General features: G+C 32.3%; 14 protein-coding genes. 7 read left to right on the top strand and 7 right to left on the bottom strand.

Annotation, left to right across the window (positions count from 1 at the left end; all coding sequences use genetic code 11):
• The first annotated feature begins 140 nt into the window (after positions 1-140).
• The 4 genes from EI427_RS11285 (at position 141) to hemF (ending at position 8,153) form a co-directional block, all read left to right on the top strand.
• On the top strand, positions 141-1,529 hold the full coding sequence (locus EI427_RS11285; protein WP_126614648.1) for an MATE family efflux transporter: 1,389 nt from the start codon (positions 141-143) through the stop codon (positions 1,527-1,529).
• A 3-nt stretch (positions 1,530-1,532) separates the two neighbouring features.
• A complete protein-coding gene (locus EI427_RS11280) occupies positions 1,533-2,078 on the top strand; it encodes a 5-formyltetrahydrofolate cyclo-ligase (RefSeq protein ID WP_126614646.1) in 546 nt (181 codons plus the stop codon).
• 611 nt (positions 2,079-2,689) lie between these two features.
• On the top strand, positions 2,690-7,264 hold the full coding sequence (locus tag EI427_RS11275) for a translocation/assembly module TamB domain-containing protein (protein ID WP_126614644.1): 4,575 nt from the start codon (positions 2,690-2,692) through the stop codon (positions 7,262-7,264).
• Positions 7,245-8,153, top strand: a complete 909-nt coding sequence (gene hemF / locus EI427_RS11270) for an oxygen-dependent coproporphyrinogen oxidase (protein WP_126614642.1) — start codon at positions 7,245-7,247, stop codon at positions 8,151-8,153. The genes EI427_RS11275 and hemF overlap by 20 nt, the downstream gene beginning before the upstream one ends.
• 153 nt (positions 8,154-8,306) lie before the next feature.
• Here hemF and EI427_RS11265 read toward each other — a convergent pair whose 3' ends face one another.
• The 6 genes from EI427_RS11265 to EI427_RS11240 form a co-directional block, all read right to left on the bottom strand.
• Positions 8,307-8,501 (bottom strand): hypothetical protein, encoded by a 195-nt coding sequence (locus tag EI427_RS11265; RefSeq protein ID WP_126614640.1) that lies wholly within the window; start codon positions 8,499-8,501, stop codon positions 8,307-8,309.
• 100 nt (positions 8,502-8,601) lie between these two features.
• Positions 8,602-9,231, bottom strand: coding sequence for a class I SAM-dependent methyltransferase (locus EI427_RS11260; protein ID WP_126614638.1), 630 nt, complete (start codon positions 9,229-9,231; stop codon positions 8,602-8,604).
• Complete coding sequence (locus EI427_RS11255) at positions 9,228-10,067, bottom strand: UbiA prenyltransferase family protein (RefSeq protein WP_126614636.1); 840 nt, start codon at positions 10,065-10,067, stop codon at positions 9,228-9,230. The genes EI427_RS11260 and EI427_RS11255 overlap by 4 nt, the downstream gene beginning before the upstream one ends.
• Before the next feature lie 8 nt (positions 10,068-10,075).
• Positions 10,076-10,981: a type IX secretion system protein PorD gene (gene porD, locus EI427_RS11250; protein ID WP_126614634.1), complete on the bottom strand. Its 906-nt coding sequence runs from the start codon at positions 10,979-10,981 to the stop codon at positions 10,076-10,078.
• A 67-nt stretch (positions 10,982-11,048) separates the two neighbouring features.
• Positions 11,049-12,257, bottom strand: coding sequence for a bifunctional phosphopantothenoylcysteine decarboxylase/phosphopantothenate--cysteine ligase CoaBC (gene coaBC, locus EI427_RS11245; protein WP_126614632.1), 1,209 nt, complete (start codon positions 12,255-12,257; stop codon positions 11,049-11,051).
• A 106-nt stretch (positions 12,258-12,363) separates the two neighbouring features.
• Positions 12,364-12,669, bottom strand: coding sequence for a DNA-directed RNA polymerase subunit omega (locus tag EI427_RS11240; protein WP_126614630.1), 306 nt, complete (start codon positions 12,667-12,669; stop codon positions 12,364-12,366).
• A gap of 316 nt (positions 12,670-12,985) precedes the next feature.
• On the opposite strand from EI427_RS11240, the gene EI427_RS11235 reads away from it, so the two are divergent.
• Genes EI427_RS11235 through EI427_RS11225 form a run of 3 tightly spaced genes read left to right on the top strand, consistent with a single transcriptional unit; the run spans position 12,986 to position 14,972 of the window.
• On the top strand, positions 12,986-13,819 hold the full coding sequence (locus EI427_RS11235; RefSeq protein WP_126614628.1) for an ABC transporter ATP-binding protein: 834 nt from the start codon (positions 12,986-12,988) through the stop codon (positions 13,817-13,819).
• A gap of 24 nt (positions 13,820-13,843) precedes the next feature.
• Positions 13,844-14,608, top strand: coding sequence for a hypothetical protein (locus EI427_RS11230; protein ID WP_126614626.1), 765 nt, complete (start codon positions 13,844-13,846; stop codon positions 14,606-14,608).
• 1 nt (position 14,609) lies between these two features.
• Positions 14,610-14,972, top strand: a complete 363-nt coding sequence (locus tag EI427_RS11225; RefSeq protein WP_126614624.1) for a GntR family transcriptional regulator — start codon at positions 14,610-14,612, stop codon at positions 14,970-14,972.
• Between the two features lie 217 nt (positions 14,973-15,189).
• On the opposite strand, the gene EI427_RS11220 is transcribed toward EI427_RS11225, so the two are convergent.
• A complete protein-coding gene (locus tag EI427_RS11220; RefSeq protein ID WP_126614622.1) occupies positions 15,190-16,323 on the bottom strand; it encodes a hypothetical protein in 1,134 nt (377 codons plus the stop codon).
• Positions 16,324-16,508: the final 185 nt, after the last annotated feature.

The raw sequence follows: 16,508 nt of genomic DNA, 5'->3' as shown, positions 1-16,508 counted from the left end.
GTACTTATGGATAATAATGGTTAATCTAAAGTGTTTACTAACAACAAATCCAAAAAACACTCGTAATTTTGTAGACCGGTCAATTATTATCTCCTCAAGAATTGTTTGTTTGACCGGCTTAAAAGTAAGCATAATATTGAATGAAAAGTATTCTACAAAAATATTCTTATCACTATAAAGATACATTGAAGTTGGCACTTCCTGTTGTAATATCACAGGCAGGGCAGAACCTAACAAATATTATAGACAACGTAATGGTGGGCCATTACAATACAGTTTCTTTAGCAGCGGCAGGGTTTGCTAATAGTCTGTTTGCTATTTTCCTAGTTTTTGGAATTGGCTTTGCTGTAGGCGTTACTCCTTTAGTAGGAAAAGCTTATGGTAGAAAAGATTATGTAGAAATGAGAAGTCTTTTTAAGCACAGTATGTTCTTAAACGGGGTTTTTGTTTTTATCCTTTTAATTATCCTTTTTGGTCTTTCTAGGCTAATGGGATATATGGGGCAGACAGAAGAAGTAGTAGAAGCATCTCGTACTTATTTTATGATCAATGCTTTTTCTCTTGTTCCAATGATGGTGTTTTTTACTGCTAAGCAATTTGCTGAAGGTGTAAAGAGTACTAAAGTTGCCATGTATTTTACGTTACTGTCTAACATTATCAACTTTGTAATAAACTACGTGCTTATTTACGGTAAATATGGTGCACCAGAACTGGGTTTAGAAGGCGCAGGTATAGGTACATTTGTAGCCCGTTTAGTTGGTGGTATAGGCATGATGGTCTATGTAGTTAATAATAAGCGTTTCCATAAATATATAAGCGGTTTTATGGCAGTTAATATCCATAAAGATAAGCTTGTAGAACAAATGAAAATTAGTTTACCAATTGGTTTTCAGGCATTAATGGAAGTAGGTGCTTTTGCAGTTGGAGCCATGATTGTTGGTACAGTTGGTACACAACCAATGGCAGCACACCAAATTGTAATGAGCATGATATCACTCACATTTATGATGGTAAGTGGTGTTGCATCTGCAGTTTCTGTTAGGGTAAGTAATTACTTTGGTCAGAACAATTGGAAAGAAGCAAGAATTGCAGGTTTTACAGGACTTCAATTTGCGTTGGCAGCCATGTCTATTTCAGCCGTTTCTTTTGCAGTGTTTAATAACTTTTTACCTTCTTTATTTACAGACGATCAAGAAGTTATTCAGTATGCAGCATCTATGTTAGTTTTTGCAGCACTGTTCCAATTGTCAGATGGAGCACAGGTAATTATGACGGGTGCATTAAGAGGAATTACAGACGTTAAAGTACCCACATTTATTTGCTTTATATCGTATTGGGTAGTTTCACTTCCGTTAGGATATTACTTAACTACATATACAGATTTGAGCTTTTTAGGAGTATGGATAGGTTTATCAATAGGGCTTACATTGTCTGCTATTTTATTGTTTATTAGATTTACAAGTAGAACAAAGCATGAGATTGAAAGAAGATCAGTTGCTCATGTAGAAATGAAACCTGTAACCGCCTAACTTTTGATTGAATTAAAGAAAAAATTAAGAAAAGAAATAATTGCTAAAAGACATCAGCTTTCTTCTGATGAAGTGCTTTTAGCGGAAGAATATATTGCAGCAGCATTTTGGGGTCAAGTACCCGAAGATGCTGCTGTTTTGCATACCTACCTACCCATTAATAAAGAAGCATCTACTTATAAAATTATAAAGAGAGCCTTAAAATTAGGGTGGACTGTAGTAGTTCCTAAAACGCTACCTAATAGAGCGTTAAAACATTTAGTGCTTCATAGTTTAGAGCATTTAAAACAAGAACGTTTTGATACATTAATACCTTTGCAAGAAGAAGAGTATATGGGTAATTTTGATCATGTACTTGTTCCGGGAGTGGCATTTTCTTCTAATTTAGGACGCATGGGTTATGGTGGTGGTTATTATGATACCTTCTTATCAACTAAAAAAAATGTAAAGAAATGGGGTATTGGGTATTCGTTCCAAATGAATGAAAATTTACCCCTAGAAGAACATGATGTGAAGATGAATGCCTTAATAATCGCTCCTGTAAACTAAACTTGAACTTTATTTTAATGATTTGATTTTAGCCAATTTATATCATTTATAGTGATAGATTTACATAAGACATCTATACAGAGGCACGCTAAATACACCCTCAATCATTTTAAATAAAGTAATGATAATCGAAGAAACCACGATTGTTATTGCTTTATTTTTTTACTTAATTCCAGATTCATTTCTACTTTCAGCAACTTTATTTGGTACATCTTAACAGCTAATCCTTTTATTTTAATAATGATCTCTATTTTTTTATGAAAAATTACGGAAAGCAGTAACGAAAACCGTATTTTTGAAGGCTATCATTATAGTAGTTTTATCATGAACTTGATGAAGTAAGAAACCAGAAATAGTAAGGTGATTTTTTAGCAGAAGTTAATTGATTAATCAAGGCTAAATTGAAGAAAAGACAATTTACACTATACTACGCTTTTTAGGTTATTACTTAAAAAAAGGACAACAAACGTTTGGGGAAGAAAAAACAGAAAAAAGTACTTACAAATTGGCAAAAGCTAAAACGCCGCTTTCTACTAAGAAAGGGGCTTAGATTTGTACGTATTTGGTTTTTCAGATTCATCGCCTTACTGATTTTTTCGTGGTTAAATGTGATGAGTTTTTCACAGATACCTCAAATACAATCGGTCTTAATAGACAACTTAACTACAGCAATTACCGAAAAAACAAAGCACCCTACTACCATACAGAGTGTGGATATTGACTGGTTTGATACATGGACTTTAAACAAAGTTCAAATCTTAGATTTAGACAGCATTCCTCTAATTGAAGTAGGGACTGTAAAATTAGATTTCTCTTTTATAAAATTACTCTACAACCAAGACAATTACATTCATGTAGAAGAGACTACCCTCCAAGATGTAAATGTAGAAATGACCATGGATTCTGGGGTAGATTCTATGAATAACATGACCAAATGGATTCAGTATTTATCTGGAGATCCAGAGGGTATTCATAGGTTTGATCATAAAGAAGCAGGAGATATCCATTTAGAATTTGATAAAGTCTACTTACGTAATGCACGTTATTTTCTATTAAACAGTACTGTTCCCCACAGAGAGAAAGGTCGTTTTGATGTAAATGATATGGAATTTTTAGATATCAATGCAGATGTGTCTCATTTAAAAATAGTGAGAGATACGATAGCCATGGATATTAAAAATCTAAGAGCAGTAGAACGTAGGAGTAAGCTAATAATTAAAGATTTAGACAGTTACTTAGGCATATCGTCAACAGGTTTAACCTTAAGTAATTTAAAAGGGGATATTGGTTCTAGTAGTGTAAGAGGTTTAATAGACCTTCAATACGATGACTATACAGATTACAACGATTTCTACCATTGTGTAGTAATGAATGTTGACCTTAAAAAGTCTGTTTTACATACCGACGATTTGTCGAACTTCTTTGTGTATTTTGATTCTATACATGATTATATTTCTGGAGATGTTAAACTAAAAGGTAAAGTAAATAGCTTTAAATTAAAAGATACGAACCTACGGTTTGGTGGAGGAAGTAGAATACGAGGAGATTTTGTATTCGATAAAGTAATGGCTGAGGAACGCACTTGGATGAACTTGGCTTTCGAACCTTCTTATTATTATGTGCAAGACCTTTTGCCTTTTATCCCGCCATTCTTAGAAGAATATATTAGTATGTTCGGAAGCGTATCTTTAGATGGAAATTTCCAAGGTACTTTAGACGATTTTGAATTAGATGCTATTGTAGATTCTGAACATGGAAAGCTAAATCCGGTAATGGATATTTCTATAAAACAAGAAGAATACAAAGGATACTTAAAGATTGATAGCCTAGATTTAGGGGGTGTTTTTGGCTATAAATGGCTTGGAGAATTAGACTTTGAAGGAGATATTGATGGTAAAGGTTTTACTATCGATGAAATGAAACTGAAAGTAAATGCCAAGGTAGATCGTTTAGGTGTAAATGGATATACCTATAGAAATATCGCATTAGACAGTACTTACATTAAAGAAAAATATTTTAAAGGAGGCTTATTAATTAACGACCCTAATTTAAAGTTTTTCTATAGAGGGTTATTTGATTTTAATGATAGCACTTTCGATTTTAAAGCAGGTATAAATGTACCGAACTTTAGAACAATAAAACTAGCTAAAAAGGATGTAGGTCTAATAACAAACGTAGAAGCATCTTTTGATAAAGTGACAAATACAGGTATCTCTGGAGGAGTTAAATTTTATGGTACAAAAGTATTTAATAAAGAAAAAGAGCTAAATATTGAACGTTTAATGGCTGTTACCAAAGTGATGGATAATGGACTTAGATTATTGAATATTGAATCTGATTTTCTTGAATTTAATATGGCGGGTTTCTTTACTATAGCTAACTTAAGCAGAGACCTTACAGAGCTGTATACAGAATCTAAATTGTCTATTCTTGGTAATGAAAAGGAAAAAGACAACTTCTACACAAAGAAGAAGGAGAAAATTGAGCAGAAGGGAATATCTAACTATTCTGTAGATGCAGAACTGACAATTATTAATGTAAACGACCTGTTTTCAATTTTTACAGATAGTGTTAATATTGCCAACCAATCAAAGATGATTTTTGAGGCTGATTTTGGAAGAAGACAAGCTATTGATGCAAAATTAAGAAGTGATCATATCTCTTTTTATGGAGTGGAGTTAGATTCCAATCAATTAAATTATTTTACAGAGAAAGAGCATTTAGAACAGCGTTTTAATACCTCTATAAATGTAATGTCTAAACATCAAAATATTAACGGAGTAGCTACCAAAGACTTTTCTTTTGATGCCTTTTCTTTAGATGATAAGATCATTTTTGATACCAAAACGAATTTTTATGAGCTAAGTACTGCATTAAATTTAAAAGGAGATATTGGTATTGAGCAAGATAGTATGATTTTTAGACTCCCTCAATCTGAAATATATTGGGAAGGAGAAACATGGACAACAACATCCAATTTACCATCAAAAGTTGTGGTGTACCCAGATGGTGTAAGGTTCCAAAATTTTAATTTAACGAATGATACTGAAGGCTTTGTATTTCTAAATGGTCGTGTTCAGAAAGACATAGAAGAACCTCTTCATATTAAAGCAAATAGTTTAGATTTAACCTACTTCGAGAAATATTACGAGCAAGATATTAAAGGAACTGTTGATAGTATAGATGTTTTTATAGAAGATGTTTTCAATGCTCCTAGAGTCTATGGTCATATAGATATTGATAGTTTAGATATTGATGATTACTACTTAGGTGATGTAAATGGGCAATCTTCTTGGACCAAAGAAGCACTTAATGTTAACCTTCAAATTTTAGATAGTGCCAAACAGAAATTCCATTTAATAGGGGGGTACTACCCACAAAAAATTGGCAATGAACTAGACTTAAAACTAGAAGTAAATGATTTACCCATTGGTATTTTTCAGCCTTTTATTGATGAGGTAGTAGAAAAATTAGATGGGGATGTTACAGGATGGATCAAAATTTCTGGAACAAAAGATAAGCCAAAGCTTTGGGGTAATGTATTTGCTCAAGATGGTATTATTCAATTGGTGTATCTAAATGTGCAGTACAAATTTGGTGATATCGGCTCTTTGGCTAAAATTCAGGTACGGCCAAATAAAATTGTGACGAACGAGTTAAAAGTAATGGATGAGTACGGGCACTTTGCTTTTATAAATGGCGGTGTTAATTATCAAGATGGGTTTAAAGATTTACTTGTAGATTTGAGTGTAGATTTTGACGATTTCTTTATAATGAAGAAAGAAGAAAAAGGCAATGATCTTTTCTACGGAACTGCATTTGGTACAGGAGATATAAATATTTCAGGTCCATTTAATGATATTGCTATTGATGTAAATGCCACAACCAATAAACGAACAAAGATATTTATACCACTAAATGCCATTGATTACAATGAGACTGACCCCTATATTGTTTATATAAAAAGTGACTCTATCAAAAAAGTAGAAGCACAACAAGAACATATTGACGAAGAAATTTCTAAGGGAACTCAACAAGCCAATTTCCAAGTAAACATGAATTTGGATATTACCCCAGATGCGTATTGTGAGATGATTTTTGATAAAAAATCTGGCGATATTATTAGAGGTAACGGACTTGGAAAGCTTCAGATGAAAATAGATAAGAACAGAGATTTTGAGATGTTTGGTAATGTAGAAATCGTAAAAGGAGCCTACAATTTTACCATGCGTGTAGCAGAATTTAATCTAGTAGATAAAAAGTTTGTAATAAATAAAGGCTCAACATTACAATGGAATGGTGATCCGTTTGCTGCTCAAATGGATATTGTTGCTAAATACGAACAAAGGGTAAGTTTATTGCCACTAATTGATATTCAGGATAGTACCGTAAGAAGTGCTCCAGAAATAACAAAAAGGTATCCTGTTGATGTAGACCTAATGATTAAAGGACAGCTGTCTGCTCCTGAACTTGGTTTTGATATAGATATTCATGATTACCCTGCAACGGTAGTTACAGAATCTGGCCCTATTTCTTTAGAAAGTTATGTGGCAGGTTTCGAAGAAAGAATACATAGAGATGAACAAGAATTAAACAGACAGGTATTCGGGCTTATTGTATTAAGACAATTATTGGCCAACGACTCTTATGATGGATTTGGACAAACGGCCTCCAGTAGTGTGAGTGAATTACTAACCAACCAATTAAGTTATATACTCTCCCAAGTGAATGAAAACTTTGAGGTAGATTTAGACATGAGTGGCTTGGATAGGGAAGCATTACAAAATTTACAAATGAGGTTGTCTTACACCTTTGCACAAGGTAAAGTAAGAGTAACTAGAGATGGAGGTTTTACCGATAGTCAGAACCAAACTACTGCAGCATCTGTATTAGGAGATTGGACTGTTGAAGTTGTTTTATCACAAGATGGAGCATTAAGAGCAAAATTTTATCAGAAATATAGACAAGATGTTTACATCACATCAACCAACCAAGACAACACGTCTTTAACTGGGGCAAGTGTAATGCATACCAAAAGTTTTGATAGTTTTAAACAAATTACTTCTCCTGCAACAACAAAAGATTTAACAGAAAAACCTAAAGGATATAGAAAACACCTCAGACAAAAAAGACGGGAAGAAAAGAAAAAGAAGAAACAGAAAAAACATGAAAACAATTCAGAGTAGCGAAATTATAGCATGGTTTAAAGGCCTGCAAAACGATATATGTAGAGATTTAGAGTTAATTGATGGTAAAGCTAAATTCCAGGAAGATTTATGGGAACGCCCTGGTGGTGGTGGTGGAAGAACACGTGTTATTAAAGGTGGAAAAGTAATAGAGAAAGGTGGTGTAAACTTTTCTTTAGTAGAGGGACAGTTAAGTGAACCTATGGCTAAAGCATTAAAAGTAAATGCTGCAGATACCTTTAAAGCAACAGGTGTATCTATTGTACTTCATCCTAAAAGTCCAATGGTGCCAATTATTCATATGAACGTTCGTTATTTTGAATTATCTAGTGGAGAATATTGGTTTGGTGGAGGGATAGACCTTACGCCACATTATGTAGATAAAGAAGCAGCAAAATTATTCCATAGCCATCTATTTGATGCCTGTGAAAACTCTAAGTTTGGCTATTATGAGCGTTTTAAAAAATGGGCTGATGATTATTTCTTTATCCCTCATAGAAATGAAACTAGAGGTATTGGTGGTATCTTCTTTGATAGATTACACCATGCAAAAGAAGGTTTAAACCCAGACCAATTATGGCATTTTGTTCAAGATGTTGGAGAGTCTTTTATTCCTGCATATAAAGAGCAAGTACTTAGAGCAAAAGATAAAGATTTTGGAAAGCAAGAGTTATTATGGCAACGTTTAAGAAGAGGGCGCTATGCAGAATTTAACCTTGTATGGGATAGAGGAACTAAGTTTGGATTGGAAAGTAATGGTAGAACAGAATCAATTTTGATGAGTTTACCACCCGAAGCAAATTGGGAATACGACCATCAGGTAAAAGAAGGTTCTAAAGAAGAAGAAACATTATCGCTTCTTAAAAAAGGAATTGATTGGTTAGGGTAAATAAGCACTAACTTAAAAAAAATACAAGACTTTATAATGTATCATATAATGCATTATAAAGTCTTTTTTATGTAAAAAGGCCCTATGAAATTAATCATAAGACCATAGAAGTATAGTATGTAGTTGTTATATAGTTTTTTTAATTCTTATCATTTATGCGGATGGCGTATAATCATACCCAGGATCAACAGGAAGAGGATTTTCAGGAGCTTCATCAGGAAGTTCATTGTCTGGAACACCTTCTATAGGATGAACAGGGATTATTGGCTCAATTGTATCATTTGCGTTGTTACAAGAAATTGTAAATAAAGAAGTTAAAGTGAAAACAGTAATTAAAATTTTTCTCATTGTAGTTGATTTTAAAAGTTTTGATATAGCTTTTTAAACGCACTACAATTAGGTATTGATTACCTTTTTTAGGTCAAGAAATTCCTAAAAAGCACCAAAATTATTTTTTTTGAAACAGTACAGAAAAGATCATTTTCTTATAAGTGAAAGAAGAAGCTTTCTGTGTGAAATTCCTTTCAGAAATAAGAGAAACATAATTATATAATACTGTATTCTGAAGGTTTGCTGTTACTTTAAAGAAGGTAACCATACTAAGGTGAAGTACTTTATGTATGTATTTTAAAGGATGTTTTTGATCAATACGGAAATCTGATACCAACCATAAACCTTTTTGATGTAATAAAGAGGGAGTCGATAAAATAAATTCTTTTAAGGCCTTTTCTTTTAGAACATCTAAAAAGAAATTGGTAATAATTAAATCAAATTGCCCATAGTTTTTAGCAACTTCATAACTGTCCGTAATATAGGTTATTGGGTTTGTAACTGTTTGTTGTTTTGACAGTTCCATCATTTTAGGAGACATCTCTATGTAAACAATCTCAGAAGGTTGTAATTTTTTATCAATCTCAGGAAGTAACTTACCTGTGCCACCACCTATAAATAGTATGCGCTTTCCTTTGCTTATTTTATCAAAATGTATGCTTTGAATAGACGTTATTGACTTGCCAAAAACAAGGTAGGCGAGTGCATCATAAATAAATGCTATTCCATCAAACCTATCTTTTTTCATAGACACAAATAAAGAAGTGGAAAAAGGAAAACAAAGTCACCAAAAATTCTAAAGTAATCGTCTTTTGAAAAGAAATCAGCCTTCACATAAATTATAATTAAACATATCCCCATAAGTAGCAAAACGTTTACAGGCAACTGAAGAGGGCTATTCCAAAACAGATAATAGCAGAGAGAAATCATGCTTAAAAATAGAACGATTAAAGCGTTTATTCTCCATCTAATATATTTATAGCCAAGCTTTCTAGCGGCAGATAAAAGGTTATCTTTTGTGTCTGATTCGTAATCAAATAAAGCAAACTCTAATAAATTAATTGCTGCAAGAATAAAAAAGAGGAAAGTGAATAAGTAGAATTGAGGCGTTAATGTTTCGCTTAAACTAAAAACAGGTAAAGCAACTCCACAACTATAAATTAAGGCTACTGTAAACTCTTTAAATGTAGAAAAGGGAAGAGATTGTAGATTAATAATGAGCAAATAAATACCTACTAAAACACCAAGGATTACTCCATGATAGAAGATAATTTTAGGAACATAAAAGAAAGTGAGGGCTAAACCAATTAGAATGAGTAAAGCACAAATACCACTTAAAATTTTTTTATAACGCTGATGAAAGGCGTGCCTAAACGTGTGTGCAATATGCTGTATAGAATGGGCATCTAGTAAATGATCTAGCGTATAGATTACCCAAACGGCAATGCCTAAAGCAAAATATACATTGGTTGGAATAAAAGTGTTATTGACTTTTGCTAAAAACATACAACAAAAAATAGCCCCAATAGCAACATCGAGGCTTAACGCTTGTATATGATTATAAAGATATTTTATCCAACCCATTAGATGGTTTACTGCGTTTTTAGGAGTTTTTTATAAATACCAGCATGGGCAGGGTCTAGTTCTAAAAGTATTCTTCCTACCTGATCTGCCTGTTCTGTAGTTGCTCTAGAAAATAAGTTGGCAATTTCGGCTCCTTTAGATGCTAAGAATACATCCATAGTAACAGAAATTGGGATGCTCTTTTTTACCGCTTTAAGATCATTTAATCCCTTTATTATGTTATCTCTTGCTTCGTCAGGTCTTTCATCAAAAATATCTAAACCTTGGCGGTGGTAAGTATAAAGAAACAATCTGAAATTCTCGAACTGAGGATCCATAAAATCTTTAGCAAGGTAAAAACGGTCTCTCTTATCGCCAAAGGCAGACCAACCAGCTCTACCATTTTGTTCTGCAATATTGGCAATTTCTAAAGCCTTCTCGTAATATATAGAACCACCTTTAGGACTAAAAGAATCGTAATCCATTCCTAAAGTAATGTAAGAATAGAAGCTTAATAATGCTACAACTTCAGAAGTATATGTTCCTCTTGTAAATACTAAACGGTCAGAATTATTGTACGTAAACTGCCATTTAGAATCAAGAAAATTAAGCATTGGTGTTTCAAAAGAAGAGTTGTATATCGGTCGGATACTTTGTATCTGAACATCTGCAGTATAACTCTGCGAAGAAACATCTGAAGCATTTCCTAGCGTAACCATAATGTTAAGTTTAATTTTCTCAACATCTTCAAAACGGTCATCAGCCCATTCTTGATTGGTCATAAATTGCTGCATGGCATTTTGCATTTCAGTAAAAACTTGCGTTTCATTGGTCTGAACACGTTCGCCGTTAACAGTAATTGTTGCTTGGAATTCTTGTGCATTTACAAGATTTCCAAATAATATCAGGAATGTAAGTGTTAGTATTTGCTTCATTATAATCAAGTTGAAACTTCTATTGCCTATCAATATACAACCTTTTGATTCGGCAATGAAATAGCATTTATTTTTTCCTTTGGATGATTTCTTTAACGATATGTTCAGCAACTTCTACTTTAGATAAAAGTGGAAGTTCTCTTGTCTTATCAGCAGAAACAATAGTTACTTTATTTGTATCGTGACCAAAACCGGCACCTTTCTCTCTTAAACTGTTTAATACAACAAAGTCAACGTTTTTCTTTGTCAACTTTCCTTTAGCATTGGCTAATTCATTGTCAGTTTCTAAGGCAAAGCCAACAGTTATTTGATGTTCTTTTTTACGCTCACCCATTGTTTTGGCAATATCGGTAGTGCGTTTCATTTTAATATCAAGATCACCTTCCTTCTTCTTAATTTTAGAATCGGAATAACTTAATGGCGTATAGTCTGCAACAGCTGCGGTAAAAATGCAAATGTCTGCAGCATCAAAATTATGATCTACAGCTTTGTACATATCTTCTGCAGAAGATACAGAAAGAACAGTAATAGCACTTGATGCACATACTTGAACTGGCCCAGAAATAATAGTTACCTCTGCACCTTGTTGTGCTAATTCTTCTGCAATAGCGTAGCCCATTTTACCTGTAGATCCATTTGTAATAAAACGAACAGGATCAATTTTTTCTTTGGTAGGACCAGCAGTTATAATTGCTTTTTTACCAGAAAGTGGTAAATCTTTTTTAGGCAAGAAAAACGAAGTTACAGCGTCTAATATATGTTCTGGTTCTGCCATTCGGCCTTTACCTACAAGTCCACTAGCTAATTCTCCTTCTTCTGCATCAACAATTAGATGTCCGTAGGCAGTAAGTGTAGCAATATTTCTAGTGGTAGACGGGTGCACAAACATGTCTAAATCCATTGCAGGAGCAATCATTACAGGACATCGAGCAGAAAGATAGGTAGCCATTAAAAGGTTATCGCATAAACCGTTGGCCATTTTTGCCATTGTATTAGCAGTTGCTGGAGCAATAATCATTAAGTCTGCCCATAAACCAAGCTTTACATGGCTGTTCCATTCCCCTGTTTCTTCGTTTGCATATTGCGTTAAAACGGGGTTTTCTGATAATGTAGATAATGTAACAGGAGTAATAAATTGCTTAGCAGCTTCGGTCATAATAACCTGAACTTCTGCTTTTTGCTTTTTAAATAACCTAACAAGTAAAGCAATTTTATAGGCTGCAATACCGCCAGTTACTCCAATTAATATTTTTTTTCCCTTAAGAATTGAATCCATTTGTTTGTACTTCGTTATTTCGAAGAGTAAATGTAAAAAAAAAGAACTTCCCGATCTACATTGTAGTCATGGAAGTTCTTAAATCAAATTAGATTGTAAATTTCTTTTAGAAATTGTCCTCTACTTTTGTAAAAAAGATCTTGTCCTCAAGCAACTCCTCTATTGCTAAAGATGTTGCTTTTGGCATACGCTCGTAAAAACGAGAAATCTCGATTTGCTCGCGGTTTTCTTGAACTTCTTCAAGGTTATCCACTGTAGTAGCAAATTCAGACAATTTAGCATTCAACTCATCTTTTAAACGAGAAGAAATTTGTCTAGAACGTTTTCCGACAATAACGATTGACTCATAGATGTTATGTGTCTCTTTAGTCAAATCCGTTAAATCACGAGTTACTATTGATGCTTTAGGCATTGATATATATAATTAATAATCGAATACTTCTTACAAGATGGCTAATTTATTGGATTTTTTTTTTAATGCCAAAAAAATAGATCATAAAGTCGTAATCCTAGGTAAGTTATCTCTTATAAGCTAAATAAACGTGATTAGTAGAGTTAGATTCATTGATTATTAACAATTGTAGAATAGATATCTTTTTATCCTAATAAGGAAGTTACTTTATAGTAAAATTGATTTTTTGAAAAAATAGACTTGAAATTTGGTTTTAATGCATTATTGAATTACTATTGTAGTGTAATAGTTAAATAGTACACTAAAATAATAAGATATGATAAATATTAATAACCTTACTTTTGGGTATTCAAGAAGGAAAATACTTTATAATGATTTAGAGCTTGAATTAAAAGAGGGAAATATATATGGTTTATTAGGTGAAAATGGTGCTGGTAAATCAACATTATTGATGCTGATAGCAGGTTTAAAACAGCCTTATTCTGGTACAGTTAATATAAGTGGGCATTTTGCTAGCGATGCTTCTCCAGAGTTCTTAAAAGAGATTTTCTTTATTCCTGAAGAAATGACATTCCCTAATGTTACTATAGAAAAATATTTATCTGTACTAGCGCCGTTCTACCCTAAATTTGATAGAACAGCATTTTTCGAAATGATTACAGAGTTTGGCTTAGAGCCAACAATGAACTTGCATAATATGTCTTATGGACAAAAGAAGAAAGCATTAATTTCTTATGGTTTAGCAAGTAATACAAAGTTGTTATTAATGGATGAGCCGACAAATGGTTTAGATATTCCATCTAAAAGTCAGTTTAGAAAATTAGTAGCAAAACATATGTCAGATGATAGAATATTTTTAATATCTACACATCAAGTACGTGATTTAGAAAGCTTAATTGATCCTATAGTGATAGTTGATAGTGGTAAAGTAGTCTTTAACGAAACATTGGACTATATCACAGAAAAATTAGTGTTTACAGTAGCAGAAAAGGTAGATCAATCAGATGTTATTTACACCGAAAGGGGAGTGGCAGAAGATAAAGTTGTAGCACTTAATACCACCGAAGATTTTAGTAGAGTAAATCTAGAACTTCTTTTTAATGCCGTATTAACGCAGAAAGAAGCAATAAAATCAGCCTTATCAAAATAATCAACTATCAAACTAAAAATCAAAATGGAATCAAAATTTAATATTAGAAGAATCGGTTTATTATTTAAATATGAACTTGCTTTACTTCAACATCCTATAACAGTTGGTATTATTGGTATTGTAGTTTTTATTCTTGCAATTAGTGCATTAGCAAGTAGTATAGAACCATGGGGTATTGTAAATAAAAATACTTTAGGCTCAATTTATGGATTGATGTTAATGCTTGGAGGAGCTGTTATTAGTAGTTACTCTTTCCATAGAGTTTCAACTAAAGGAGGAGCATTAAATTACTTATCGCTACCAGCATCTAGAGAAGAGAAGTTTTTAGTTACGTTTGTAAGTACAGCAATTATATATCCGTTAGGTCTAACTGTTGTTTTTATATTGACAGAGTTTTTAGCAACAGGAATCTGGATGATTATAGGGGGCAATTTTATTATGTTTACCTTATCTGATATGGTTGAACAAGAAGGTTTGGCTGAGTTTATGGGTAGTTATCTATTTATGCACGCATTCTACTTTTTAGGTGCTGCATTATTTAAAAAATATGCCTTCTTAAAAACAACGGTATCCTTCTTTGCAGTTTCTTTTGTACTATGGATTTTAGGTGTTGCTTTGTTTTTTGCTTTCTTTTCAAATGGTCAGTTTGATAACACATCATTCGATTATCAATTTGATTCAACTTCTTTGGAAGGAACAATAAAATATATTGTGAGAACAGGTGCAGTAGCCGTAACAATAGCAATGTGGGGAATAGCATTTTTGAAATTCAAACGAAAAGAAGTTTAATATGGAGTTTACTAATAATAAAGCCATTTACCTTCAGATTATGGATCTTTTATGTGAAAAAGTCTTGAAGGAAACATGGGTAGGGGGAGATAAAATTCCTTCTGTAAGACAACTTGCTGTAGAATTAGAAGTAAACCCAAATACGGTTGCTAGGTCTTATTCTTCTTTGCAAGACGATGGCGTAATTTATAATAAAAGAGGAATTGGTTATTTTATTTCAGAAAATGCGACACACTTAGTAAAGAAGGTGAGTAAGCAAGAATTTATGAAACAAGATGCTCCTAATTTCTTTAAAAAAATAAACCTCCTAGGTATATCCTGGGAGGAACTAACACAGATCTATCAAGATCAATTTAATAAATAACAGGTTTTCTATTAGTGTCAAATACATCAAATTAATTAATATAATGTTGCCTAACTAACTAGTGTCAATAATAAGGTTAGGTCGCTTTTTTTAACCATAGAGGTACTATTTTTAATACTACTTCTTTAAACTAAAAAGTCCCATCAAGAAATACATCTTGATGGGATTTTTTAGTAAAATAGAAACTCAAACTTTCTTTAAGGTTCTCTATATATTTTTATATTTTATCTAAATCAATAATCCACTTATCTGAAGCAGGTATTTGTGAATCGTCTAACAGCTTATTTGATTTCATAGAATGGAAGAAGAAGAAACCTACAGATTTAGTATATAACTTATCACCTGTTCTAGAATAGAAAGTAGACGAATCAACAAAACCGTTACCAGTGTACGTTATTTCTTTGTATCCAATTAATGCAACAGCCTTAACTGTTACTCCTTTAAACATTTCTACTTTTGTAACGTCTTTACCAGTATAATGCTTTTTGAAAGAATGTTTTGTATTGTAAACTTCTTGAGTCTTAAGTTTATCATTCTCAAAAATCTTTTTCCAAGAGTCTCTAGAATTTAAACCATCCTTAAAAGAAATTACTACTTTATTACCACTTTTAGTATAAGTATAAATTTCATCTAAAAATACTCTACTAGGATCGAATTGCTTTAAATGATATTCAGAAATTTCTCCTGCTCCGTTATATTTAAACGCTCTTGATTCACTATCACCAAGTCCGATCATTTTAGCAAAAACTACTTTTTTATCAGAAAATTTCACTTCAACACTAATTTTACCTTGGTTAACTTCTTTAATAGAATAGTTGTCACCAGAGTATGTATACTCGTAAGTATCAGTACCGTCAACAATTTTTTCTACTTTTCCATCTTGATTATACGTTAAAGTATATTCTAAATCTAAATATCCATTCTTAGAAATTACTTTAGAAATATATCCATCAGAGTTAAATGAATACGTATAGATTGTAACTCCACCTTGTTTATCTGTAGCAGAAGAAGAAACTATTGCTCCATCTTTTGTTTTATGAGCATAATCAAAAACTAAGTTTGAATTGTCAGGTAATAAATTAGCTGATTTTGTTGATGTTGGATTACCATCTTTACCTGAATGCTTAAAAGAAATTAAGTGAGCATTTCTTAAAGATCCAAAATTGATTACTTGTTCAAAAGAAGTAACAAAATTATTTCTATCATAAATGCCACCATCTTTTAAAGGAACAATAACATTCTTTGTTTTTGTGATGTCATTTTTGTCTTCTGGAACTAGTTCCGAATCTTTCTTACAAGAAAAGGCCAACAAAATAAATGAGAATAGAATTAATAAATTTAACTTTTTCATAGTGTTTTTTTTTGGGTGTATATTTGATTTACACTCTAAAGAAAACTAGGAAGCTTGAGTGAACAGTTTTGTTAAATTTGATTAACATTTAAATTTATGGTTCATACTATTCTAATTGTCAGTTGTATATAAAAAAAGCTCCATCAAGAAACTAATTTCTTGATGGAGTTTAATAAAATAATGAC

It is taken from the genome of Flammeovirga pectinis, assembly GCF_003970675.1.
GTDB lineage: Bacteria > Bacteroidota > Bacteroidia > Cytophagales > Flammeovirgaceae > Flammeovirga > Flammeovirga pectinis.
Note: the sequence above shows the minus strand (reverse complement) of the source record. Positions and strands in the feature narration are given on the sequence as shown.

Coding starts and splice junctions, on each gene's coding strand:
- EI427_RS11285 (WP_126614648.1), top strand. CDS start 141: ATGAAAAGTATTCTACAAAAATATTCTTATCACTATAAAGATACATTG.
- EI427_RS11275 (WP_126614644.1), top strand. CDS start 2,690: ATGAGTTTTTCACAGATACCTCAAATACAATCGGTCTTAATAGACAAC.
- hemF (WP_126614642.1), top strand. CDS start 7,245: ATGAAAACAATTCAGAGTAGCGAAATTATAGCATGGTTTAAAGGCCTG.
- EI427_RS11265 (WP_126614640.1), bottom strand. CDS start 8,501: ATGAGAAAAATTTTAATTACTGTTTTCACTTTAACTTCTTTATTTACA.
- EI427_RS11260 (WP_126614638.1), bottom strand. CDS start 9,231: ATGAAAAAAGATAGGTTTGATGGAATAGCATTTATTTATGATGCACTC.
- EI427_RS11255 (WP_126614636.1), bottom strand. CDS start 10,067: ATGGGTTGGATAAAATATCTTTATAATCATATACAAGCGTTAAGCCTC.
- porD (WP_126614634.1), bottom strand. CDS start 10,981: ATGAAGCAAATACTAACACTTACATTCCTGATATTATTTGGAAATCTT.
- coaBC (WP_126614632.1), bottom strand. CDS start 12,257: ATGGATTCAATTCTTAAGGGAAAAAAAATATTAATTGGAGTAACTGGC.
- EI427_RS11240 (WP_126614630.1), bottom strand. CDS start 12,669: ATGCCTAAAGCATCAATAGTAACTCGTGATTTAACGGATTTGACTAAA.
- EI427_RS11235 (WP_126614628.1), top strand. CDS start 12,986: ATGATAAATATTAATAACCTTACTTTTGGGTATTCAAGAAGGAAAATA.
- EI427_RS11230 (WP_126614626.1), top strand. CDS start 13,844: ATGGAATCAAAATTTAATATTAGAAGAATCGGTTTATTATTTAAATAT.
- EI427_RS11225 (WP_126614624.1), top strand. CDS start 14,610: ATGGAGTTTACTAATAATAAAGCCATTTACCTTCAGATTATGGATCTT.
- EI427_RS11220 (WP_126614622.1), bottom strand. CDS start 16,323: ATGAAAAAGTTAAATTTATTAATTCTATTCTCATTTATTTTGTTGGCC.